The organism is Mucilaginibacter sp., from assembly GCF_028288105.1.
GTDB lineage: Bacteria > Bacteroidota > Bacteroidia > Sphingobacteriales > Sphingobacteriaceae > Mucilaginibacter.
Window position 1 is genome coordinate 1 of the sequence record NZ_JAQBOI010000230.1, and the last position, 22,589, is coordinate 22,589.

Consider the following 22,589-nt stretch of genomic DNA (forward strand, 5'->3'; position numbering starts at 1 on the left):
AACAGTGGCGGCTTGCTGGCCACCTTCTCCTGCTCGGGTGCTATGGATATGGAAACCTTTAAACAGGTGCTGGCATGGGCCGCTCTTGATGCCGGTAAACAGGTGCAGTTCATTTATCAGTTTCATCAACCCGAAGATCACCCGGTTAGGGCTTCGTTCCCTGAGGGCGAGTATTTGAAGGGGCTATTGTGCCGTGTTTGGTAAATAACATAAGGCGCAATACTTCACATCTCCGATAGAAAAAGTAGGCTATGTACCTTAAACAGCAAAGCAACCTCCAAACCATATAGTACATATATAATTTAGGGATTGCCTTGTTCCTCACTATACCGTGAGGGAATATATTTAGAAACCCGATGTAATTAATCCAGAGTGATCTGCCTTTTGATGCTTTCCTCTAAGGATATAAATGTTTCGGTGCGTTGAATGCCTTTTACGCTTTGAATACTTTCATTTAATACCTCACGCAAGTGGTTGGTATCATGGCAAACAATTTTAGCGAAAATACTCCAGCTGCCGGTGGTATAATGCAGTTCTACAATTTCCGGAACCATTTTCAATTGTTTTACCGCTTCGTTATACTGCGAACCTTTTTCCAGGAATATCCCCAGGAAAGCGGTTACATCATAACCCAGTTTTTGCGGGTTTACTTCCAGGCTGGCACCTTTTATTACACCCATCTCCTCCAATTTTTTCATCCGCACGTGTATGGTTCCGCCAGAAACAATCAATTCTTTTGCGATTTCGGTGTATGGTGTGGTCGCATTTTTCATCAATATTGATAAAATCTGTATATCAAGATTATCAATTTCTAAATTTTGAGGTTTCCTGTGAGGCATAATTTTAAATATCTATATTCAAATACAAGTATAATTATAATAAAAGTAAAAATAAAAATATTTTGTTGAAATATTTGCAAGAAAGTGTCAACTCTGTTAGATTTGTATAAAGCAAATGACAATTGCTCTATCGTTCTTTTAAAACAAACATTGTTGGGTGGTGAAATTTTTGGCAGACACACCTCCTTGTCCCGGTGGCGGAGAAAATGGGAAACCCGAAGCGGGCTAACCACTCTGTGAAGGTTCGAACCCTTCCCCAACAGCTATCAAACGTGAAGTTTGATTAACATCCTGTAGGATGGTGAAATTTTTGGCAGACACACCTCCTTGTCGCGGTGGCGGAGATCATGGGAAACTCTTAGCAATAAGAATAACCACTCTTTGAAGGTTCGACCCCTTCTCCTACAGCTCTTCTCATAATTTAGGTTTATAATTGGTTAGTAAAGGCCCCTGCCCATCAGGGGCTTTACTTGTATAAGAGACTTTTTTTTCTTCACACATACTTCGTAATATGAATAATGAATGTAGAATTTCAAAGTGTTAGAATTTTTTACTTTATCATTTATAATTCAACATGCAGTGTTCAATATTTATATGTGAGCGTTACCTGCGGCCCGGGCTTTACGCTCATACGCCCGCAGGCATTAGGCGCGGGGCCGGTATCCGCTTCAATCCCTAACGCAATTTAAACTATCCAAAGCCTTTGCTTGCCGAGGGATCTCGGCGTAACTGTGGCAGGGTGCGTAAATTCCTCAAACAAAAAAATCCCGGCTGTTCACCGGGATCTTAGCATTATTGAATTTATTATATCACTTAAAAGAATTTAAAGCCCACGCTCAGCGCCCATATGTTTTGTCGCTGGCCATAGCTCTCGTTTATTTTGGTTAGACCGCCTTCGTAACGCAGGTCGGCTGTAATGTGGCCAATATCAACGCCGCCACCTACCTGATAACCCAGGGTGCTTTTTCGATAATTACCAAAATCCTGATAAGCCCCGCTAACATTATCGCTAAAGTTTTGGTTTTTATCTAACAGGTAGCTATAAACCGGGCCGGCCATAATCCTGAAATTTAAATTATCGCCTCCAAAACCTTTACCTATTAATAAAGGCAGGTTTAAACTGGTAAAAGTTACCTTACCATTAGTTGTTACGGTATTGTTGTTATTATTAAAGTTGAATTTACCGCCACTGCTGCCCAAATAAAGCTCGGGTTGCAGATAAAGGCTGCTGCCAAAACGGGCAAATAAACCAGCCTGATAACCGGCAACGGTAGATTCGCTTACATTGTTTGTACTAATCTTAGAGAAGTTGATACCTGCTTTGGCACCCAAAGAAACTTGTGCCTTAGCACTAATTACAGCTACGAAGAGTATAGCTATGCTTAACAAACATTTTTTCATGGTAAATTAATTTAGTTAATAAAGATGTTAGATGCGCATCGTTGTTAAAAGTTTAAAACTCTGCGACATATTAAACGCATACAGCGGTGTATTTTTTATATTTTTGTATAAATATTTTATTTTATGGCAGAGATAACTATCAGTAATAAGGATTGGGAACGTATAAAAATAAAGGTGCAAAGAAAGTATAATCATCTTACTGATGAGCAATTACAGTATACCGAAGGGCAGGAAGACAGCCTGATTACCCGTATAATGGACTTGGTTAACCGCGACAGAAAATACGTTGTGTTCACGCTTACAAAAGCATTGGTGAACATTGATAATAACCGCCTTTAAAATTAGTTATTATAGAAAGCGGTTTCGCTTTTATATATTTATATTTCAAGAGGTTAAGGATGACAGATAAAGGGACAATAAGCAAGTACAGAAAACCGCTTTTATATGCGGCTGGCTTGGCTTTGGCTGTAAGTGTATGGAGTTTTAATGACGATCTTTTTCAGATATCTAAGAACCTGGATGTTTTCGCGTCGGTATATAAAGAGGTAAACATTAATTATGTTGATGAGATAAACTCGGCGAAGCTGGTTAAAACCGGAGTTGATGCTATGCTGGAAGGTTTAGATCCTTATACCGAATTCGTCCCCGAATCAGAGATTGAAGATTACAAGTTGCATTATGTAAGCACACAGTACGGTGGCATTGGTGCAGGTGTATTTTTGCGCGATAAAAAGGTGTACATATCCGATGTATTCACAGGCTTCCCTGCGCAAAAGGCAGATATCCGCCAGGGCGACCAAATGTTGAAGATAAACGACATTGACCTCGCGGGTAAAACTAACGAGCAGGTGAGCCAGTTGCTTAAAGGATCGAAAGGTGCGGTTGTTAAATTGTTAATGAAACGCGATGACGAAGCCCCTGTAGCAAAAAGCCTTGTACGCGACGAGATAAAACAGCCCAATGTTGTTTATTCGGGAATGGTTAGCGGCAATATGGGCTACATCAAACTGAATAAATTTCTTGAAAACTCTGCAGATGAGGTAACCGATGCACTTGTTGTTATCAAAAAGAATAACCCAAGCGGTATCATCCTGGATCTGCGATCAAACGGCGGTGGTATTTTACAGGAGGCTGTTAAAATTGTGAACCTGTTTGTGCAAAAGGATGTACAGGTGGTATCGCAAAAAGGGAAGGTAAAAGAAAAAAACTTTACCTATAGCACTGTTTCTACTCCGCTGGAGCCAAACCTGCCTTTAGTAGTATTGGTGAACAGCCGTTCGGCATCAGCATCAGAAATTGTTGCAGGTGCCTTGCAGGATCTGGATAGAGCTATTATTATAGGCCAGCGCAGTTATGGTAAGGGCCTGGTGCAGCAAACATTTAACCTGCCTTATAATAGCCTGGTAAAGGTAACGGTTGCTAAATACTATGTACCATCGGGCCGTTGTATCCAGGAAATGGATTATACCCACCGCAAGGATGATGGTAGCGTTATAAAAGTAGCTGATTCGGCTATACACGAGTTTAAAACAAAAAATGGCCGCTCGGTTTATGATGGCAGCGGTATTTACCCGGATATTTTCATAAAGCAGGATAGGTTTGCAAATGTAACCCAGGCGCTGGTAAGCAAGTTGCTAATATTTGATTATGCTACCAAATATCGTAACACACATCCAAAAGCTATTGACCCTAAAACATTGGTATTATCTGATGAGGAGTACAATGATTTTATAAAATACCTTACCGGCAAAAACTATACATACAGCACCATTTCCGAAAAAATGCTGAACAGTCTAAAAACTGAAGCAACTAAAGAGAAACAGTTTAGCGAGATACAGGCCGAATACGATATCCTGAAAGCCAAAATGGCAAGTAGCAAAAAGAACGACCTGCAAATACATAAAGCAGAGATAAAACAAGTATTGGAAAATGAAATAGCATCCCGTTATGCATACGAGAAGGGCCGTTATGAGGCTAACTTTAAGTATGATAAGGAACTGGCCGAAGCTGTAAAAATTATGCAGGACAAACCCCAGCTGGCATCTATACTGAAAGGTGTAGGCGATTATAAAATTATTGGAAAGCCGGTACTGGCAATGGCCGGAAAAAAAGAAGATAAGGATAAAGATAATGACGATTGAGAATAGAGCCAGGAGTCAAGATCATTAGAATCAACAAGAAATAACCCTTCAAATAATTGGAGGGTTATTTTTTTGTCTTGTTTCTCGTTTTTTAATAGCCTTGCATCTATTTGTAACATCCCTGTTATAACATCTATTTGGTTAAACTATGCTGATACCTGTATGTCATACCTACAAAAAACATACAATTATGAAAAAGATAATAATTACAGCAGCCATATTTTTAAGCTGCATAGCATACAAATCAGCCAATGCGCAAATTAGTTTAAGCATTAACATTGGCAGTCAGCCTGAGTGGGGCCCGGTAGGTTACGATCATGCAGATTATTACTACATGCCAGATATTGATACCTACTATGACGTTCCTGCCCATCAATATGTTTACCTGGAAAATAACAGCTGGGTGCGTAGGGCGAGCTTACCCGCAAGGTATAGCAATTACAACGTATACAATGGATACAAAGTTGTTGTAAACGAACGTAACCCATGGGCCCGTAACGATGTGTACCGTGCCAAATACGCAAATTACAGAGGCCGCACCGGTCAAACTATAATACGTGATAGCCGCGATGTTAAATACAGTAATCATTGGGCTAATAACCGTCCCACTCGTGTGGTAGAACACAGAAAAGTGGTGAAATATAAAGGCAATAACGGCAACCATGGCGATAACGGTAAACGTGATGATAATGACAAGCACGGTAAAGGACACGGCCGCGGACACTAATTCCCTCTAATTTTATATATATAAATAAAAGAGGCCCCAATTTGGGGCCTCTTTTATTTTGCATCTATTTATCCAATATCCCCTTAACAAGAGATTTCCATTGCGGGAAGGAAAGCCCTTCGCGTGCTGCAAGGGCTATTATCGTATTACGCACAGTATCATACAAGCCGGTATCTTTATTATTCGGTGTTTCGTTTCTGCCATGAACGGCGGCACTAACATGGTTCTTGTAGCGTTCAACAATAAATGTACTGGTAGAGTTGTGACTATAAAAGTGTGCCGTAGCCTTATCGGGGTGCCTGGGGTTAGCAACGGGCCTAACCGTCATGGTTATATATTCACTTTCGGCATTAGCATCCTCAATTTCTTCCATCGCCTCAATACGCACCCACTCCATACCATCGCCGGCAAGCGGGCCCGGAGCAGGTAAATCAATATAAAAATGGTCACCTTTTTCAGCTATTTTATACACCTCATCCCCCTTAGTATCGGTGATAGCAAATTTAGCCGAGTGTGGCCCGCTTAATACATGCCACTGCGATATATCTTTCAATCTATCCTTAGCCAATAAAAATAAATGATGGGCTTCCTGTTCACTCGCGCAATCGGCAAAATGTATTACATCTGTTTCTTCACCTTTGGTTTGTGGTGGTATATTATCGGCAGGGTTTAACATAGCATGTTGGTTTATAGTTATAACACAATAAATTATAGGGTTGTTTTAATAACCGATGCCAACAACATTTGGCGACAGGGCACAAAAAAAAGCGGCTTTATGCAAAGCCGCTTTTTTCCAATAGAAGATTCGGTTTACCAGAAGAATGAATATAATGCTACAATAATACCGCCCACTATAAGTGCACCGGCGGTAAACGCGCGCGATGTTTTAAACATAGACGCATCAATTTCCAATCCGTTGGTTTTAATGCCTTTAGCTGCATCAATTTTGGAGATGATGTACATACCAATTACGCATAGCAGGAACACAAAGCCCATCCTGTCGATAAACGGAATTTCGTATAAATATGTAATCTTGTCATTTTGCAAAGCCAGCTTTGAAAAGCCGTAAGGCGACAAAAATTCTAAATTTGAGAAGCGTGGTAACAGCTTAAAAAACACCGAGAAGATAAAGCCGCCGATAGTGGCGAATAAGGCCGCGTTCGAGGTTGCCTTTTTCCAGAAGAAACCCAATATGAACATAGCAAATATACCCGGCGATACAAAGCCCGTGTATTCTTGTATGTATTGGAAGCCTTGCTTGCCTTCGCCCATTAATGTTTCGCCTATTATAAGAGATAAAATAACGCCTAATGCCATAGCAACCACTACAGACCATTTCCCCAGTTTGACTAGGTTTTTATCAGTAGCCTCGGGGTTGATAGCTTTTTTGTAAATATCTAAAGTAAAGATAGTAGCGATACTGTTGGCTTTACCCGCTAATGAAGCTACAATAGCTGCTGTAAGCGCCGCGAATGACAATCCCTTTAAATAGGTGGGAAGCAGGTTTAGAAGCGAAGGGTAAGCTTTATTGTAATCAATAACTCCTTTCGAACTAAGCATTTCTTTATGGAAATAGCCCCGTTCATGGAGTACATAAGCAGCTATCCCCGGCAGTACCACGATTACCGGCATTAGCAATTTTAGAAACGCCGCGAACAGGATCCCTGCACGTGCCGTTTTAAGATCGGCACCCAACGCACGTTGCGTAATGTACTGGTTACAACCCCAATAGTTAAGGTTTACGATAATCATACCACCTATTAATACCGATAGCCCAGGCATCTCCATATAATTAGAGTTACTCTTGTCAAATATCATGTGGAAGTGGTCTGTGGCTTCGCTGTGTAATATCTTCAAACCTGAGAGAAGGGAATGGTCAGCAGCATTTTTGGATAATTCGCCCAATGCAATATAAGTAGCAGCTAATCCACCAAGTATCAACACAAATACCTGTATAACATCGGTATAACCAATAACCTTCATACCACCCAGAGTGATGATAACTGCAAATACCGCTAACAATCCTATACATAAGTAGATATCCAAACCGGAGATACCACTTATGGCCAATGCACCCAGGTAAAGAATAGACATCAGGTTAACTACGATGTATAATAATAGCCAAAATATGGCCATAACCATTGCCACTGTACCGTTATACCGCTGATGCAGGAACTGCGGCATGGTAAAAATTTTGTTCTTTAAATATATTGGGATGAAGAATATTGCTACGATGATAAGCGTTGCGGCTGCCATCCATTCGTAAGTAGAGATAGCCAGTCCCATTTTAAACGCCGAGCCGCTGGTGCCAATAAATTGCTCGGCCGATATGTTAGATGCTATAAGCGATGCGCCAATTGCCCACCAGGTAAGGGAGCCTTCGGCTAAAAAGTAATCTTTTGAAGTTGCATCGGCGTTGTGTTTGCGTTTGTAAATCCAGTACCCGTAAAAGGATACAATAAGAAAATAGATAAAAAATACGATGTAATCGCCGGTTGATAAGGTCTTCATTTATCTGCTCAGTTTTTTTAATAGGTTTATATTTGGGAGGCTAATAATACACTATATATAGCGTTTAATCAAATTTTGATGTGTTAAAGTTGCTTAGTGGCGACAGCATGTGCCATAAAAAGGAGATATTAAATATTAGGGAATGCATTAATCCCAATTTCTATTGTATTAATATTGGATTAAGTGATGCTGCTACGAAGAATTCTCCGCGCTTTTATTGACCAAAATCAACCTAGTTATTGGATGATTTATAGCAATTGAAGATTTTTTTCAGAATAATTGCTGTTTTTTTACCACATAAAATCAAAGTGTATTATAGGTGTGCCAGTATATTTGAGCAACTATTTGGTTAGGTTTCTTTATAAATGAAATAATAGACGGCTTCTAATCAAGGTGTTGATTAAGGGGGCTAATGAGTTGATTTTCAGAATAAAAAATTCGAAGTGGAATGATTATGTCAATGCATTACAATAGCCTGTTTTGTTATATAGAATTATGCTTCCGGTTAATAATCAGAAAGGGTATTTATTGCCGCCAAATAAGCTAAAAACAATAAAAATGATAATTTTTTAAAAACGACTTGTGTAAAACAAAAAGGTGCGTATATTTGCAATCCCAAACGGAGTGGTAGTTCAGCTGGTTAGAATGCCTGCCTGTCACGCAGGAGGTCGCGGGTTCGAGTCCCGTCCATTCCGCTTATCAATAATAAAATTGGGCAACCCCCTTAGATGATATCATCTGAGGGGGTTTTTGTTTTCAGGACGTACCAAATTATGCAGCTTTTTCATAGCGCTTTCTTATGCCGTTAACATTATTTAATCACAACACCTTCTCAATCGGTGCTAAGGCGGTGCCTTTAAAAATTCACATTTACTAATTGCCGTCATGTGCATTTTGGTGATATTTCGAGTCATAATATCTTCTGCTAATTCGCCCTGTTGTTCTCGGGCTGGGCTTGCCGCTGCTGTTGGACTGGCCTTTCGATACCACCAAATCGGTAGGTGGCGGTGAGCTTGAAATGATTGTTGCCGTAGCGCCGGTTATAATATACCTGTGTCTTACCTACATTATAATCGCCTTCTGAAATTGACCGGTTAAAAATATCGTTAGCGGTCAGTCCTACCTTCAAATTACCCTTCAATATTGATTTTTCGATTCCGGCAGTGACGATCGACCGTTTGTCATCATGCCGGATACCGTAGTAACGGTCACCAAGGTACCAGGCAAGCAACTGTAATTTAATACCGTGCTTCAAACTAAAGGTATTGCTGGAGTATACGTAGGCCTGTGGCTTTACTTTTCCGGTAGCGTAACCGTAGTTGTCATCGAAGGCCCTTCCGTAGGTGATACTGGCAGTATTGATTGATTGCCACCAGTCGCCAATAGAAAAGGGCCTTGTAATCGATGCAAGAAAAGTATGGTCATGGCTGATATTGATCGACTTAAGCACATAGCTTTCCGGGGTGCTTCCTCTCAAGGCAGCCCCCGACAGCGGGTCTATGGTATAGGTGTAAGCCATTTTAACTTCCGTTTTTTTAAAGTTTGCGGAAAGTTCAAACGCATGTGCCTTTTCCGGCACAAGGTTGGGATTGCCTTCAATGGTAGTGAAAGGATCCTGATACATAACAAATGGATTGAGTGCCTGATACCTGGGACGGGTGATCCTTGCGTTGTAGGATGCTCTGAGCTTATTTCCATTTTCCAGCGGAAGGTCAAGTTGCAGATTTGGGAAGATATTCAGATACTCTTTGCTGAAATCCTGTCCCTTGCCGGCTGATGTGCTCAATTTGTAAGTAGTCCACTCGCTACGGAACCCAAGGATGATGCCCATCTTTCCGGCATTAGCTGAGAAACTGGCATAAGCGGCTGCGATAGTTTCATTATAGCCGAATATGCTAGAAAGTGTTGCATCAGGCAGGTATGGCCCGTCCAGACTGTTCCCGATAAGGAACTGAGTATCCGAATTGTTGCCGACATTGCTGAACCTTAGTCCGGTCTCCAGTTTTAAATTTTTCTTAAAGCATTTGGTACGGTCAGCTTGTATGCTGGCAATGTTCAGGCGCTGGGAAAAAGCATTTTGCAGGTAGCGGGGCGCAGTACCGCCGAATTCTTCGATCTGGTCATCATTGCCGGTTCGGTATCCCGAGTACTGGGCGCTAAAGAAAATACCGGAGCCGAGGGTGTCGGTGGTTTTGGTGAAGTCGGCTATGATTGTATTGTTTTTCCTGAGCTCATCTCTCACAATACTGCTGCCGTATGTATTGTCGGTTGTTAGTGTAGTGATCCGGTTTCGGCTGTCCACTGTTCCGCCGAGATGGTCCCTGTTGCCGCTATAGGAAAGGGAGAGTACCGATCCGGATGAAAAGCGGTAGCGAGCGCCCAAACCGTATGTCGCATAAACGTTAAAATCCCTGTTCCAATCGGTGGTAAGCGCAGAATTGAGATAGTCTGACGGGTCGGGCCTGGTTCTGACGGTGTACAGCAGTTCTCGTCCGCTGCCCTTGAGCAGTGCAATGTTTGCGGAAAGCGATAATTTGTTCCCGGTATAGCCCAGATCAACAAAGTTGTTGGTATTGGTCCCGGCAAAATCGGACGTCGTAAGATGCTGGCTGAGCCGACCGCTTAATCCGTCTCCGCCTGGTGCTTTTGTGGTGATATTGATCACGGCCCGTCCTCCCGCATCGTATCTTGCCGAAGGATTAGCAATGATTTCGATCTTTGTGATCTGTGATGTGGGTATACCGGCCAGGCGTTCGCTAGGTATAAGCGTACCGTTAAGATAGATGATCGCCTCGCCCTTTCCCTGAAGGGAAATGACGCCCTCATTTACCGTAAGTCCGGGAGTCCTCGAAAGGATTTCGGTGACCGAACTGCTGCTGGCCAGGATGGTTCCGGCAACGTTAACTTCCAGGTTGCCGTTATTGCCGTAGCGCATCAGTGGTGCGGAAGAGGTAATGGAAACCTGCCCTAACATAGTGGTGTTTTCCACGGGCACGATGGTACCCAGATCAACCTCCGTTTTTCCCGCATACTCGATATTGATGGTAGTATCTGTAAAAATAAATGAGCTAAGCTTCAACCTGAGTCGGGTATTATTAAGGTCGGTAATGGCTATGTTTCCGGTAAAGCTGCTGCTTCTGATGAGCTTTCCTACAGTATCGGTCAACAAAAAGTTACCCGTCAAGGGGCTTCCGCTTGCATCAGTTACCTTTGCGGAAATGCTTTTGACCTGTGCATAAAGTGAGATGCTTGTTAACAGGCAAAGAAATAATAAGAATGTAGATTTCATGTACTTCGGACTTTGAATGTCCAAAGCTAACCGGGAGGTTCAGCATCGTGGTTTTGAATTTGAGATATGGGAGTTCGGAATTATAACTCCGAACCCGGTTACGGGAATGCGGCAGACGACAATCCTTCTTTATAAAGGGTTGGGGTGGTGCCCCTGTGTTTTTTAAAAGCGGTATAGAAGGTGGATTTCGAGTTAAAGCCGACCTCGTATCCGATCTCTTCCAGTTTGATCCTTCTGTCGTTTGTAATCAATTCACAGGCACAGCCAATACGATATTCGTTGATGTACACGGCGAAGCTCTTGCCCAGGTTATCGTTAAGCAGCTGGGAAAGCTGGTGCCCTGAAATATTGATTCTTTTGGCCAGATCGTTAAGCTTAAGATCGGGGTTCTTATAGAGTTCCTGATCAATAATAATTTTCCGGAGTTTATCGGTCAGGCTGGTGGCATGGTTTTCAGTGATCTTCTTTCGGGCATAACGCCCGGGTTCCTCGTTACCAAGAAAGGCCGTATCTGATTTTTTCCTGTTAACGAACAACGGAATGTTCAGGTAGAGCAGCAACGAGAAGAAAAGCGCACCACTGATATATACGCTGCTGAAGGACCAGAAAAAGACGATCAGATAGGCGATCAGGATCACCGTGTTGCCAAGAAAGATCGACAGTATCGGTTTTTCTCCGGGGGAGAGCTTTTCTGTTTTAGTGAATACTTTGGCGAATACTTCCCTAAGCAGCCATCCGGTCAGGATGAAATAGGCCACCCATTGCGCATAGATAATATGTACGATATAATGGTTCCAGTCCCCGGGATGCGCCTGGTAAGGTACCAACACTCCTATAATGACAATCGCAGCGATCCATGCCCAATAGGTATATTTCCACCTGACCGGTGTTTTCTGGATGTTTTCCAGTGCTGCCCTTGTGAAATAATAGAGTGACGGCCCGATCAAAAAACAGCCGGACAGGCCTATTTGCAGATAGATTCGCGGAAGGTCGTGATAAAAATAGCCAAACGTGGCTTTGGTTATCCTGATGCTGAGTGCCAGTAGTAACAATCCCAAAAAGTAAGAGGCTGGGGACTTTGGTTTTTTAAAGAACAACAGATAGCCGCTGATCACGAAGCCGTTGAAGGCCCCTAAAGCGCTAAAAAAGAATAATATCTGTTGCCCGAGATTCATGCATCAAAAATAGTAAACTAAAATCAATGACGGTCCCATCAATAAATCGCTTTTTCCGTTTATCCATCGGTTGAGATCGTATATCCATCATTTGGCTAATAACCTGTAAAATTAAATAGGGTAATCGATTAATTTCCGACCTATAGAAATAACAAATTTCCTTGTAGTTTGACCTTGGTTGCCGACAACCAAGTTTTTAGACATGATGAGGGAGGCGGTTGTGAAGAAATGGAGGGAATGGTGGAAGGGATGGCGGAGTAACTAATAAGCGGAGGTGTTGTTGAACATGGTAACCATGTTAATCAGTGAACTGAAAAACGCATTGAAATATAGGAAACTCCTTAGTTTCCTATATTTCAATGCGTCAACAACAAGCAATTATTATTGTATTTAATTCGTTTTTAACTACCTGATTATAGTACCTAGTATTGAATTAATAACTAGAGTAAGCATGAAAGCCGTAAAACCAAGTACACCAATGAGGATCATGCCGATCAATAGCATAAATTTTTGCCATTATATTTTTTGCAAAGATGATAATCTAACAAAGGAAGCAAAACATTAAAAGCTAATAGCACCCGCATACCACCTGCTATAAATACTGGTAAATTATGGGAAACCAGTTGTGTAGCACTGCCGAAGAGCGCGATCCCGAAAAATAATATTAAATATGTTTTGAAGCGCTTCATGATCTGAAGTCAGCCATAATCATACCAGTTGTATTACTAAAAACTGTTAGTTTGCACTAATTTTCCTATACTATTTTTCATTATATTTTGTAACCTTAACCCAGTCAACCCACATTTTGGCTTCGCCATTTTTCACCATATTAACAGTGCTTTCGGGTAAGCCGTAAAAAGGTTGTTTTACACCGTTTATCTTGGCAGGATACCCACCACCAAGAGCATAATTAAGTATCAGGTATTGCTTATTGTGAAACACCCATTTACCGTAATGTTCGGCCATTTTGCGGGTAACACGAAACATAGGTACGCCATCATACTTAAAAACAAGGCTTTCCGGTGTCCAGTCAACCGCATAAACATGCCATTGTGTAGCGTCGTGCTCTTTATCGAAATATAACCGATTTACAAACGGGGTTTCGCCGCTATAACCGGGGCCATGTACTGCCGCGCTTATCCAATCAGGTTCGCCTACATATTCCATAATATCTATCTCGCCTGTTTGGGGCCATGCACCTTTGCCCAGCATCCACCAGGCGGGCCATAAACCGTCGCCTGCGGTAACTTTTATCCTGGCCTCGGCTGTGCCGTAAGTAAAATCAAATTTATCGCGGGTGTTTATCCTTGCAGAAATGAAGTCGTACTCCCTACCCTCAACATTTTTAAACTTAGGCGAATACTGTGGCTTCAAAACCAACAGCCCATTCTCTATGTACATGACAGTTGATGAATCTATATAGGTTTGCAATTCGTTATTTCCGTTAAAACCGGGCACTTCCGGGGTCCATTTATTGCGATCAAGCTTGGTATCCGAAAAATCGTCAAAGAATATCACGTGACCATTGGCATAGCCAATGGTTGAGCTTTTTTTAACAGATGAACATGACGTACCTATAGCTATTGCCGCCACAAAAGCAGCAACATAAATACACTTTTTATAAAGCATAATAATAAGGGGGTTGTTTAATATCAGATAAAGCCATTCGATTATATGGCTTTATCTGTTTTAATTTGATTATTTATAAACGCGTACATAATCTACTTCCATCGAGTCGCTTGTAAAATTGGGGTCGACCGCAGGACCGCCAAAATTACCGCCCATTGCTACATTCAGTATCAGGAAAAAGTTTTGGTTAAACGGCAGGTTGGCACTGTTGGCAAACGTGTAATATACGTTACCATCAATAGCAAATTTCATCGTTGTTGGTGTCCATTCCATACTGTACACGTGGAAATCGGTTGACGCCGTTGGATTTTGGGTAGTACCGCCTACGCCGCCACCGCCATAGTGGCCGGGGTAGTGCATGGTAGAGAATATTGTATTCTGCTGTTTACCTACATGTTCCATAATATCAATCTCGCCACAGGCTGGCCATGGTGTGGTATCAATGTTACCGCCAAGCGCCCATATTGCAGGCCATGTACCCACACCTGCAGGTAGCTTAGCTTTAACTTCTACACGGCCGTATTTAAACCCAAACTTGCCTTTGGTTAAAAGCCTGGCCGAGGTATAGCCAAAACCGTTATAATCTTCTTTTTTCAAATTGATCTTCAAGGTACCGTTAGATACTACAGCGTTATCTGTACGGTTGGTATAATACTCCAGTTCGTTATTGCCCCAGCCGTTGTTGTTGCCAAGATCGTAACCCCATTTACCGGGGTCGGGCGCTCCTGCGGTAGTAAACTCATCCGACCAAACAAGCGCTTCTGCTGCAGAAACGGTTACCTTTATTGATTTCACGGTTATTTTACCGCTTTGACTTTTAGCGGTAACTTTTACAGTATAAACACCCGCCACGGGGTATTGATAGGTTAAACTGCCGGTGGTACTGTTTTGAAAAACGCCGTTTCCAAAATCAAACTCGTACGATACTGCATTATCTGCAGTTACGGCAAATACTACTGTACCACTATTATCTGTACTTACGTTAGGCGTTACAACAATATTAGCGGGTTTATCTGCTGTGTTGTTTCCTGTATCACTGTTCTTATTGCAGCTGGTAAACAAGGCTACCGCTACTACCAGTATAAGTATATATCTATGTAAATATTTCATGCTATTATGGTTTAATTTTAAATTTCTGATACCATGCAAGGCCATCTGTACCAACACTGCGTACAGTAATGCTGGTTGCCGTCAGCTCCATGATCTCATACGTAGTGCCACCGGTGCCAAAAGCGATAAGCCCATTACCCGGCACTGTAAACTGTATACGGGTAGAGTTTACCGAGGTTGAACCCGAGGTAGCATCCATAAAAGCAAGCCTGCGCGGTGCGCTTACATCAAGGTCATAACAATCGTCGCCACCGGCTTTACCGTAAAATGCTGTAGCCGCCGCGGTGAAGAATGACTGGCCTTTGTTATTTACAGTCATGGTTATGTTATTGTTGGCATCCTTGGCAAAGGTTATCTCATCATCATACAAACATTCGGCCCGTTGATTAGGCTCGGCGCTGTAGTAGGTTGATGTGTAGGTATCAAGTGGGCCTACACCTACATGGCCGGGCGTAAGGCGATCTATAACCCAGGTTTGCGAACCTCCGTTGGTAAGGTTTTGCAATATTTGCGAGGGAATTTCAAACGCCACAAATACGGTGATCTTTTTTGTTGTAGTTGTGGTTACGCCACCTGTACCAATAGCACTCACTACAATAGTGTAATCGGTAGTGCCAGGGGTAGTGTATTTATGCACCAGTTCGCCGCCGCTCACTATTTTGCTGTTACCATCACCAAAATCTACTTTGTAAGAAATGGCATCGGTAGCTGATGTTTTGATGGTGACATTACCGGAGCCCGCACCTGCAGGATTTGCGTCATCGGCACCTTCAATATCAGTTGTCAGGGTCAGGTCCTTGGGGGTAATTATTTTACCAAAGGAGTACTCTTGTTTTTTACAGCCTATTACAATTATAATGGCTGCTAAACAGATGGTTATTAATGCTTTTATATTAATTTTCATCGCTCTATAAATTAATTAAGTATGATATCATCTAAATAGAAAGTGTAGTTGGCCGAGCCATCACCCGATGTACCGTTATCAAATATTAGCACCACTTTTTGGTAAGAGTTGCCTGTATTGATGGCGGAGTAATCAAAAGTTAATTCTTCCCACTCGTTTGCCTTGGTAGTGTTTACTTCCTTTTCGAAGCTGATGCCACCATTGGTCAGATTCTCTACCTTTAACAGCACTTTGGCACCTGCCCGTGGTGAGTACACCTTCATTTTAAAGGTCTTTTTGGTCGAGAAATCTATCGGATTATCAAGAGTAAGGAAACTGCCGCCATAAGTAGCGCCGGAACTTTTTACCATTTTGGCAACCTTTGTGCTGGTATTGATACCCGAAGCATTTGGATTGTTAACAACAGTAACTGCGCCGCCATCAAAATCGGTAAAGGCGTAATTTAGGGTTGTTGATTGAAAATCAAGCGGGATACCCAAAACAGAAGAGGGCGCCGGTACCAATTTCAAATCGTCCCAGTAGAATACCTTGCCGGAACCACTTACGTTAAAGTCGAAAAACACCGAGGCTTTATCGTAATTAGTTACCGGATTAAAGACAGGCGTACCTACGGAATTATTAAGGAAATTAAATGTTAAGGTTTCCCATTGATTGGCTACAGTTGTTACCGCGTCTGTTTCGACAGATTTTGAACCATCGACGTGGTCTTCTATTTTCAACTTGATGGTTAAACCGGCCGCAGGAGAATAAACACGCAGGCTCATCTGGGCAAAAGCGGATGTTACCGGTATTTTTGTTGGAAAGCCTGCCGCTGTACCGATAGTAACTCCTGCCCAGGTTTCGGCACCACCAGGTTTGGTGGTCTTTTTAACTTTATTAGCCGCGTTTGTTGGGTCAGCCGCGTCAATGCTAACATTGTTGCCAAAATCAGTTACGGTATAGTCTGTATTTGGCGCATCAAACGTAACCGGCAAACTTATCTTTTGGATAGGTGCGGTCATTTTAAGGTCGTCCATATAAAACACCTTTCCACTGCCACCTACGTTAAAGTCAAAAAACATCGAAGCTTTATCATAAGTAAATGCCGGGTTTAAGGCAGGTGTGCCCGCGGAATTGTTATTAAAATCGAATGTCAAAGTTTCCCACGCATTAACCACTGTGGTTACAGCATCTGTTTCAACAGCGTTTGCAGCAACAGCATGGTCTTCCAACTTTAATTTTATAGTTAAACCGGCAGCAGGCGAGTAAACACGCGCTGTCATTTTTGAGCTGGCAGCGGTTACAGCTACTTTATTTGCAAAGCCCGAAGCCGTACCTAATGTTGTACCTGCCCAAACTTCAGCACCGGCAGGTTTAATAACTTTTAAAACCTTGTTTGCCGCATTAGCAGGATCTGCAACAACGCTTGAAACGTTACCGCCAAAATCGCTGGTAGTATAATCATAGTTTGGATCTTCAAAAGTTAACGGCAGATCTATCTGCCTGCCTACCTTAATTGTTTCCTCGTGTGTGGTTGTTGCAACACCGCCGCTTAAAGCAATTACTCTCACTACATAACTACCTGCAGATGCGTAGGTGTGTGTAGCTGTTTGGTCTTGCAGGAAAGAATCGTACGGCTCGGGATTGGTGGTTGTTTCGTCGCCATAATACACATGAAACATGGTTTCAAAGTCGGCAGTTGCACCAACGTTAACCGTTAGGCCATTGGTAGTCAGTGTTGTTTTCAAGTTTTCGGGCGCTTTAAATGATACCGTAAGCTCTTGGCTTAATTCGGTAGTTTTACCGCCAATGCCATGGGCCACTATCTTCACCGTATAAACGCCCTCTTTGTAGGCATGTTGGGTGTTTTTACCCTGACCAACTTTAACAAAGCTTTCTGTCCCATCGCCGTAGTAAACATCATAGATGGTTGCGCCCTCGCCTGTTGGGAAAATGGTAACCAAACCTGTATTGTCCTGTGTGATGTTAAATAATACCGACAGTTTTGCCGGCTCAGATACACCACTGTTAACAAACGATGTATCGTCAAATGATTCCTTTTTACAGCCCGTGATAACAGCCAGTAGCAAGGTTATGCTCAAAAAATATTTTATTGCATTCATGATCTTAATATTTTAAGGGTTAGTATCCCGGGTTTTGTGTAATTCCAGAAACGTTTATTTCTTCCTGAGGGATTGGAAACAGTTCGTGCTTGCCGGTTTTAAAACCCTGAAGCTTGGAAGCGGCCTGCCCTGTCCTAACCAGGTCAAAGAAGCGGTCGCCGTCCATAGCCAGTTCAAGCCTGCGCTCATTCCATATAGCTTGCTTTAGTGCATCCCCGGTTGCATTTACCTTGTGCAGGTCGTCACCAAAGGCGCGGGCACGCACCTTGTTAATATATTCCTGTGCTTTAATGTCGCTGCCACCGCTCCTGTTTATTGCTTCGGCAGCCATAAGCAATACCTCAGAATATCTCAAAACCCTAAAGTTGTTTAGATAGTTCAACTCAACCTGGCCTGATGTTTCACCTTTACGTGGCAAGTATTTGCCATTATATAAACCGGTGTTTTTAAAAGGTGCTACCTGGTAGGTGATGTTTAATTCAGGGTGAGATGTTTTATATGCCTCAATATCAAACGCAGTGATAGCTTTACGCTGATCGCCCGCTGAATAAGCAGCTGCCAGATCCTGCGATGGCAAGTTAGTGCTCCAGCCAGCCGCATAAGGCATAGCGCCACTACCATTTAGGCCCCTTATACCATTTTGCTGAACAGCGTAATTGCCCTGCCCGCGTGTAGCACCACCCCAGTTATAGTATGGTGAACCATTGGTGTACTGGATCTCAAATACCGACTCAGGGCCATTCTCGCCTGTCGCTAAATAAATGGAAGCATAATCGGTTACCAACGAGAATGCGTTGGAGGTAATAACCGGCTCAAGTACTGTAGCGGCTTCACTAAATTTATTCTCATATAAATACACCTTACCTAATAGTGCCTGCGCGGCATACTTGGTTACACGCCCTTTTTGAGCCTGGATGGCAGGTAATGCGGCTATGGCGGCGTTAAGGTCTTTTTCTATCTGCGCGTAAACTTCTCCTTTTGGCGATCTTGGCATCCCTTTCAGATCTTCGAGACCAAGACGCCTTTCGGTAAATAACGGTACATCGCCCCACATTTTTACCAGCGTAAAGTAGTAGTATGCACGTAAAAAGGTAATCTCGCCGTAAAGCGCGTCTTTACCGTTAAAGTTAACTATATCGCCCGCTTTATTTTTCTCTTTATACTGGGTAAGGTAATTTGCACGGTTTATACCCTCGTATGCAACCCTCCACAGATCCTCTAAGGTTGAGTTTACCGGAGTAAGTGTAAAGTCATCTATTTGTTGTAGTGCTAACACGTCCGAGGCGTTTTCGCCACCGGCTACGGAGTTGTCTGATGCTATGTCACCTACAACAACCTCCTGGTTTAACCATTGTAATGGCGAATAAACACTAATAGCCATCGTACGGTAATCACTCTCCGACTTTAAATAGTCGAGATCGGTAACAACAAAACTATCGTGCGGGTTATTTTCAACCCACTTTTTGCATGCTGTGAGTGTGGTTATCAGCATAACCACCCCAATTAGCTTTATATATCTTTTATTCATCGTCGTATTTCTGTTAATGAATTATAATTTAATGTCAAGTCCTACTGTATATGTTCTTGGCTGCGGATAAGCGCCACGGTCAACACCTGTATCTAATACACCGCCCGAAATTTCTGGATCAAAGCCCGAGTACTTGGTCAATGTGAACGCATTTCTTACCTGCGCATAAACCCTTATACTTTTAAATACTTTGCCATTTAGTAATTGCGGCACGGTATAACCTAATTGGATATTCTTGATCTTTACGAACGAGCCATCCTCAACATACCTGTCGGATACGCGGATATTGCTGTTGGCGTCGGTAAAAGAATATCTTGGGTTGCGGGCATCATTAGTTGTACCCGGCCCGGTCCATCTGGCTAATACACTGCGGAATTTGTTGGTGTAATTAGCATTACGTTCATAGGCGCGATAGATATCATTACCAATAGATGCGTAGGTAAATGCGTTAAAATCAAAGTTTTTATAGCTCATGCTAAGGCTCCATCCTAGAACAACCGAGGGGAAAGAATCACCTATATTAGTACGATCGTCTGCATTGATCACACCATCTTTATTAACATCCACAAAACGGATATCGCCCGGTTGCGCGCCATCTTGTGTTGGTGCCGCTGCAACCTCTGCTGCTGTTTGGAACAGCCCGTCTGTTTTATAGCCATAGAAATAGCCCGGCGCCTGGCCCTTTTCAAATACTGTTACCGTTTGTGACTGGCCATTAAAATAGCTGCCACCGGGCACCTTAGCTGTACCTTCTGAATTGGTTGCGGTTACTAAACTTTTCACAGTGGTTATGTTAAAGTTGTTGCCCAATTTAAAGTCACCAAAGGTATCGTTGTAGCCTAATGAAATATCAAAACCTGTGCTCTTGGTTGAACCAATATTGTAATCGGGGATTGGAACTGTGCCCAATATCTCCGAGCCTCTTGTCTGGAACAACAAATCGCCTACCCTTTTTTCATAATAATCTACGGTGATGTTAAACTTGCCGTGTAGCAATGTCATGTCGAAACCAACGTTGGCTTGTTTCTGGCTCTCCCACCCAAGGTTTTTATTTTCGGCAGATGCCACAGTTGAACCGGGGTAAAAGACATTATCAAAATTGTAACCGTTACTGTTTGCACCAGCGCCATAATCCGGGCCGCCGGTTGCGATGGTTACAAATTGTGACGGTGTATTATCGTTACCTACGGTACCGTAGCTACCCCTTATCTTTAAGAAATCGATAAAGGGAACGTTAAAGAAAGATTCCTTTGTTACTACCCAGCCCAACGACCCTGAGAAGAAGGTGCCATATTTATGACTTGCACCAAACGCGGTAGAACCATCGCGGCGTGCCGTGAATGATGCCAGGTATCTTTCTTTATAATCATAATTGACCCTCGCAAAATATGACAGGTTACGTTTAAAATACTGGTAGTAATAACCGGTTTGCGCGCTGGTATTGGTAGCCGAGTTAACACCGGTAGCTGCGGTAAAATCTGCAAAGTCCCACGAGTTAAATGGCACATCCTGCCTGCTTGCTCCTGCTGCATTGCCAGATGTACGGGCAATAGAAAAACCTACAACTGTTTCAAAGTTGTGATCCTGGGCTACTTTAAAGTTGTAGTTAGCAAAGGTCTCCCAGGTATAGTTAAAGTTGCTGATCTTATCGTGCGAAACGCTGTTAAATTTACCTGTTACGGTGGAGCCATCGGCGTTAAGGCTGTTATCTACGTTTAGCGGCCCGTAAAACACAAGCGGGTTAAAGCTTTTATTATTAGCATCATACTTGGTGTAGCCAAGCCTGCTGCTTAGTTTCAGGTTCTTTAAAACATCATATTGTATTTCAAACTTACCGTATAATTTACTGCCAAGGCTTTTATTGTAGGTGTTATCAAGCTTGGTTAATGGGTTGTAAACTTCTGATAACAGTAAGTTACTATAACCGTATTTACCAACGGTAGCAGGGTCGTCATTAAAAACCGGTACAGTTGGGTCAAAATTAAGTGCACTGCCAATAACACTGTTAAAAGAGTTTTCCTGAATCCCTTTTGAGTTTAATATTACGCCAGTGGTGTTAAAAATAAATTTCAGTTTGGGCGCAAGCTGAAAATCGAGGTTTGCGGTGAAGTTTGCACGATCAAACTTTGATTTATCGATGCCGCCAACTATACCACCCTGGCTTGTATAACCACCCGATAGAAAGTAGTTTACAGTTTCGCTGCCGCCACGTACACCTATGTTGTGTTGCTGCATGGGTGCGTTTTTAAATACTTCTTTTTGCCAGTTTGTGCCTGTGCCCAATACAGATAAATCGGGAAATATAACATCGCCTCCCGCCGCAACACTGCCTTCATTTATCATAGCGCCATATTCGGTGGCATTTAAAACGCCGATGTACCTGGCCACCTCCTGCACACCATAGCTGCTGTTTATAGTAAGCTCGGTTTTCATGTTTTTGCGGCCACTTTTAGTGGTTACCACAATAACACCGTTGCCACCCTTTACACCATAAATAGCAGTAGCCGATGCGTCTTTTAATACACTAATGGATTCAATATCGCTTGGGTTGATAGAGTTAAAATCGGCAGTGGTTTGCTGTACACCATCAATAACCACCAGTGGGTCTGACCCTTTATAGGAAGGTATCCCCCTGATAGCGATGGTTGGTGCAGAGCCAGGCGTACCGCCCTGTATAACGGTTACACCGGATGCACGGCCTTGTAGAGCTTCTTCTGCACGAACCGGATTTAGTTTTTGGATATCAGAACTTTTTACGGTTGAAATAGCACCCGATACCTTGGTCACCTTTTGGGTACCGTAGCCAACTACAATAACTTCGTTAAGGACGTTGTTGGCGTTTTCCTCCAAAACAAAGTTTTGTTCGCCGGCCTGGGTTACTTTTCTTTCAATAGTTACCATGCCAATAAACGTGACCACTACTGTACCACCACCTTGCGGGATGTTTAAATTGTAATTACCGTTTACATCTGTAACAACACCTATTGTTGTTCCTTTAACGGTTACTGACGCGCCGGGCAATGATAGTCCGTCGGATTTTTGGGTTACTTTACCGGTTAGGCGCAGGGATTGAGCGTAGCCCGCCTGGCTAACAAAACATAAGAGCAAAGCAATACCCACGAAAAACTTGAGTTTTAATTGCATAAGGTTTAATTGATAATTTAAATTAATAGGTCTAATTGGTATCGACCTTTGGTTAGTTGTAAAGTTTATTCATACATTATTTTTTCAGG

At 42.6% G+C, this 22,589-nt stretch carries 15 protein-coding genes, 2 tRNA genes and 1 pseudogene; 6 read left to right on the plus strand and 12 right to left on the minus strand.

The window, feature by feature from the left end:
- Positions 1-204: pseudogene (locus JWQ85_RS15645) on the plus strand (class I SAM-dependent rRNA methyltransferase); the annotation flags it as partial.
- 158 nt (positions 205-362) lie between these two features.
- Here the strand turns inward: JWQ85_RS15645 and JWQ85_RS15650 are convergent.
- Positions 363-839, minus strand: a complete 477-nt coding sequence (locus tag JWQ85_RS15650) for an Lrp/AsnC ligand binding domain-containing protein (RefSeq protein ID WP_299469620.1) — start codon at positions 837-839, stop codon at positions 363-365.
- 151 nt (positions 840-990) lie between these two features.
- Between JWQ85_RS15650 and JWQ85_RS15655 the strand changes: the two genes are divergently transcribed.
- Positions 991-1,102: transfer RNA gene (locus JWQ85_RS15655), tRNA-Asp, on the plus strand.
- A 550-nt stretch (positions 1,103-1,652) separates the two neighbouring features.
- Here JWQ85_RS15655 and JWQ85_RS15660 read toward each other — a convergent pair.
- Positions 1,653-2,240 carry a porin family protein gene (locus JWQ85_RS15660; protein ID WP_299469622.1) on the minus strand — a complete coding sequence of 196 codons (588 nt, stop codon included), beginning with the start codon at positions 2,238-2,240 and terminating at the stop codon, positions 1,653-1,655.
- Between the two features lie 123 nt (positions 2,241-2,363).
- Here JWQ85_RS15660 and JWQ85_RS15665 point away from each other — a divergent pair, with 123 nt between their 5' ends.
- The 3 genes from JWQ85_RS15665 (at position 2,364) to JWQ85_RS15675 (ending at position 5,108) form a co-directional block, all read left to right on the plus strand.
- Positions 2,364-2,579, plus strand: coding sequence for a hypothetical protein (locus JWQ85_RS15665; protein ID WP_299469624.1), 216 nt, complete (start codon positions 2,364-2,366; stop codon positions 2,577-2,579).
- A gap of 59 nt (positions 2,580-2,638) precedes the next feature.
- Positions 2,639-4,381 carry a S41 family peptidase gene (locus tag JWQ85_RS15670; RefSeq protein WP_299469626.1) on the plus strand — a complete coding sequence of 581 codons (1,743 nt, stop codon included), beginning with the start codon at positions 2,639-2,641 and terminating at the stop codon, positions 4,379-4,381.
- Between the two features lie 190 nt (positions 4,382-4,571).
- The gene (locus tag JWQ85_RS15675) at positions 4,572-5,108 is read left to right on the plus strand and encodes a hypothetical protein (protein WP_299469628.1); all 537 of its coding nucleotides are present in this window, start codon (positions 4,572-4,574) and stop codon (positions 5,106-5,108) included.
- 64 nt (positions 5,109-5,172) lie between these two features.
- Here JWQ85_RS15675 and JWQ85_RS15680 read toward each other — a convergent pair whose 3' ends face one another.
- Both JWQ85_RS15680 and JWQ85_RS15685 read right to left on the minus strand, forming a co-directional pair.
- Entirely contained in the window at positions 5,173-5,784 is a 612-nt protein-coding gene (locus JWQ85_RS15680) for a hypothetical protein (RefSeq protein WP_299469629.1), read from the minus strand.
- Between the two features lie 134 nt (positions 5,785-5,918).
- The gene (locus JWQ85_RS15685) at positions 5,919-7,619 is read right to left on the minus strand and encodes a sodium/solute symporter (RefSeq protein ID WP_299469631.1); all 1,701 of its coding nucleotides are present in this window, start codon (positions 7,617-7,619) and stop codon (positions 5,919-5,921) included.
- 621 nt (positions 7,620-8,240) lie between these two features.
- Between JWQ85_RS15685 and JWQ85_RS15690 the strand changes: the two genes are divergently transcribed.
- Positions 8,241-8,314, plus strand: a tRNA-Asp gene (locus tag JWQ85_RS15690).
- A gap of 230 nt (positions 8,315-8,544) precedes the next feature.
- On the opposite strand, the gene JWQ85_RS15695 is transcribed toward JWQ85_RS15690, so the two are convergent.
- The 8 genes from JWQ85_RS15695 to JWQ85_RS15730 form a co-directional block, all read right to left on the minus strand.
- Positions 8,545-10,908, minus strand: a complete 2,364-nt coding sequence (locus JWQ85_RS15695) for a TonB-dependent receptor (protein WP_299469633.1) — start codon at positions 10,906-10,908, stop codon at positions 8,545-8,547.
- 98 nt (positions 10,909-11,006) lie between these two features.
- Positions 11,007-12,083 (minus strand): AraC family transcriptional regulator, encoded by a 1,077-nt coding sequence (locus tag JWQ85_RS15700; RefSeq protein ID WP_299469635.1) that lies wholly within the window; start codon positions 12,081-12,083, stop codon positions 11,007-11,009.
- Positions 12,084-12,842: 759 nt separating this feature from the next.
- Positions 12,843-13,712 (minus strand): glycoside hydrolase family 16 protein, encoded by an 870-nt coding sequence (locus tag JWQ85_RS15705; protein ID WP_299469637.1) that lies wholly within the window; start codon positions 13,710-13,712, stop codon positions 12,843-12,845.
- 69 nt (positions 13,713-13,781) lie between these two features.
- Entirely contained in the window at positions 13,782-14,822 is a 1,041-nt protein-coding gene (locus JWQ85_RS15710; RefSeq protein ID WP_299469639.1) for a family 16 glycosylhydrolase, read from the minus strand.
- A 4-nt stretch (positions 14,823-14,826) separates the two neighbouring features.
- Positions 14,827-15,726 carry a PKD domain-containing protein gene (locus JWQ85_RS15715; RefSeq protein WP_299469641.1) on the minus strand — a complete coding sequence of 300 codons (900 nt, stop codon included), beginning with the start codon at positions 15,724-15,726 and terminating at the stop codon, positions 14,827-14,829.
- A gap of 11 nt (positions 15,727-15,737) precedes the next feature.
- Complete coding sequence (locus JWQ85_RS15720) at positions 15,738-17,828, minus strand: hypothetical protein (RefSeq protein WP_299469643.1); 2,091 nt, start codon at positions 17,826-17,828, stop codon at positions 15,738-15,740.
- A gap of 19 nt (positions 17,829-17,847) precedes the next feature.
- Positions 17,848-19,356, minus strand: a complete 1,509-nt coding sequence (locus JWQ85_RS15725; RefSeq protein ID WP_299469645.1) for a RagB/SusD family nutrient uptake outer membrane protein — start codon at positions 19,354-19,356, stop codon at positions 17,848-17,850.
- Positions 19,357-19,377: 21 nt separating this feature from the next.
- Positions 19,378-22,500 carry a TonB-dependent receptor gene (locus tag JWQ85_RS15730; protein ID WP_299469647.1) on the minus strand — a complete coding sequence of 1,041 codons (3,123 nt, stop codon included), beginning with the start codon at positions 22,498-22,500 and terminating at the stop codon, positions 19,378-19,380.
- Positions 22,501-22,589 lie beyond the last annotated feature (89 nt).

What these genes read in the sequence shown, in the direction of transcription:
- JWQ85_RS15650 (WP_299469620.1), bottom strand. Translation starts at nt 839, where the DNA reads ATGCCTCACAGGAAACCTCAAAATTTAGAAATTGATAATCTTGATATA.
- JWQ85_RS15660 (WP_299469622.1), bottom strand. Translation starts at nt 2,240, where the DNA reads ATGAAAAAATGTTTGTTAAGCATAGCTATACTCTTCGTAGCTGTAATT.
- JWQ85_RS15665 (WP_299469624.1), top strand. Translation starts at nt 2,364, where the DNA reads ATGGCAGAGATAACTATCAGTAATAAGGATTGGGAACGTATAAAAATA.
- JWQ85_RS15670 (WP_299469626.1), top strand. Translation starts at nt 2,639, where the DNA reads ATGACAGATAAAGGGACAATAAGCAAGTACAGAAAACCGCTTTTATAT.
- JWQ85_RS15675 (WP_299469628.1), top strand. Translation starts at nt 4,572, where the DNA reads ATGAAAAAGATAATAATTACAGCAGCCATATTTTTAAGCTGCATAGCA.
- JWQ85_RS15680 (WP_299469629.1), bottom strand. Translation starts at nt 5,784, where the DNA reads ATGTTAAACCCTGCCGATAATATACCACCACAAACCAAAGGTGAAGAA.
- JWQ85_RS15685 (WP_299469631.1), bottom strand. Translation starts at nt 7,619, where the DNA reads ATGAAGACCTTATCAACCGGCGATTACATCGTATTTTTTATCTATTTT.
- JWQ85_RS15695 (WP_299469633.1), bottom strand. Translation starts at nt 10,908, where the DNA reads ATGAAATCTACATTCTTATTATTTCTTTGCCTGTTAACAAGCATCTCA.
- JWQ85_RS15700 (WP_299469635.1), bottom strand. Translation starts at nt 12,083, where the DNA reads ATGAATCTCGGGCAACAGATATTATTCTTTTTTAGCGCTTTAGGGGCC.
- JWQ85_RS15705 (WP_299469637.1), bottom strand. Translation starts at nt 13,712, where the DNA reads ATGCTTTATAAAAAGTGTATTTATGTTGCTGCTTTTGTGGCGGCAATA.
- JWQ85_RS15710 (WP_299469639.1), bottom strand. Translation starts at nt 14,822, where the DNA reads ATGAAATATTTACATAGATATATACTTATACTGGTAGTAGCGGTAGCC.
- JWQ85_RS15715 (WP_299469641.1), bottom strand. Translation starts at nt 15,726, where the DNA reads ATGAAAATTAATATAAAAGCATTAATAACCATCTGTTTAGCAGCCATT.
- JWQ85_RS15720 (WP_299469643.1), bottom strand. Translation starts at nt 17,828, where the DNA reads ATGAATGCAATAAAATATTTTTTGAGCATAACCTTGCTACTGGCTGTT.
- JWQ85_RS15725 (WP_299469645.1), bottom strand. Translation starts at nt 19,356, where the DNA reads ATGAATAAAAGATATATAAAGCTAATTGGGGTGGTTATGCTGATAACC.
- JWQ85_RS15730 (WP_299469647.1), bottom strand. Translation starts at nt 22,500, where the DNA reads ATGCAATTAAAACTCAAGTTTTTCGTGGGTATTGCTTTGCTCTTATGT.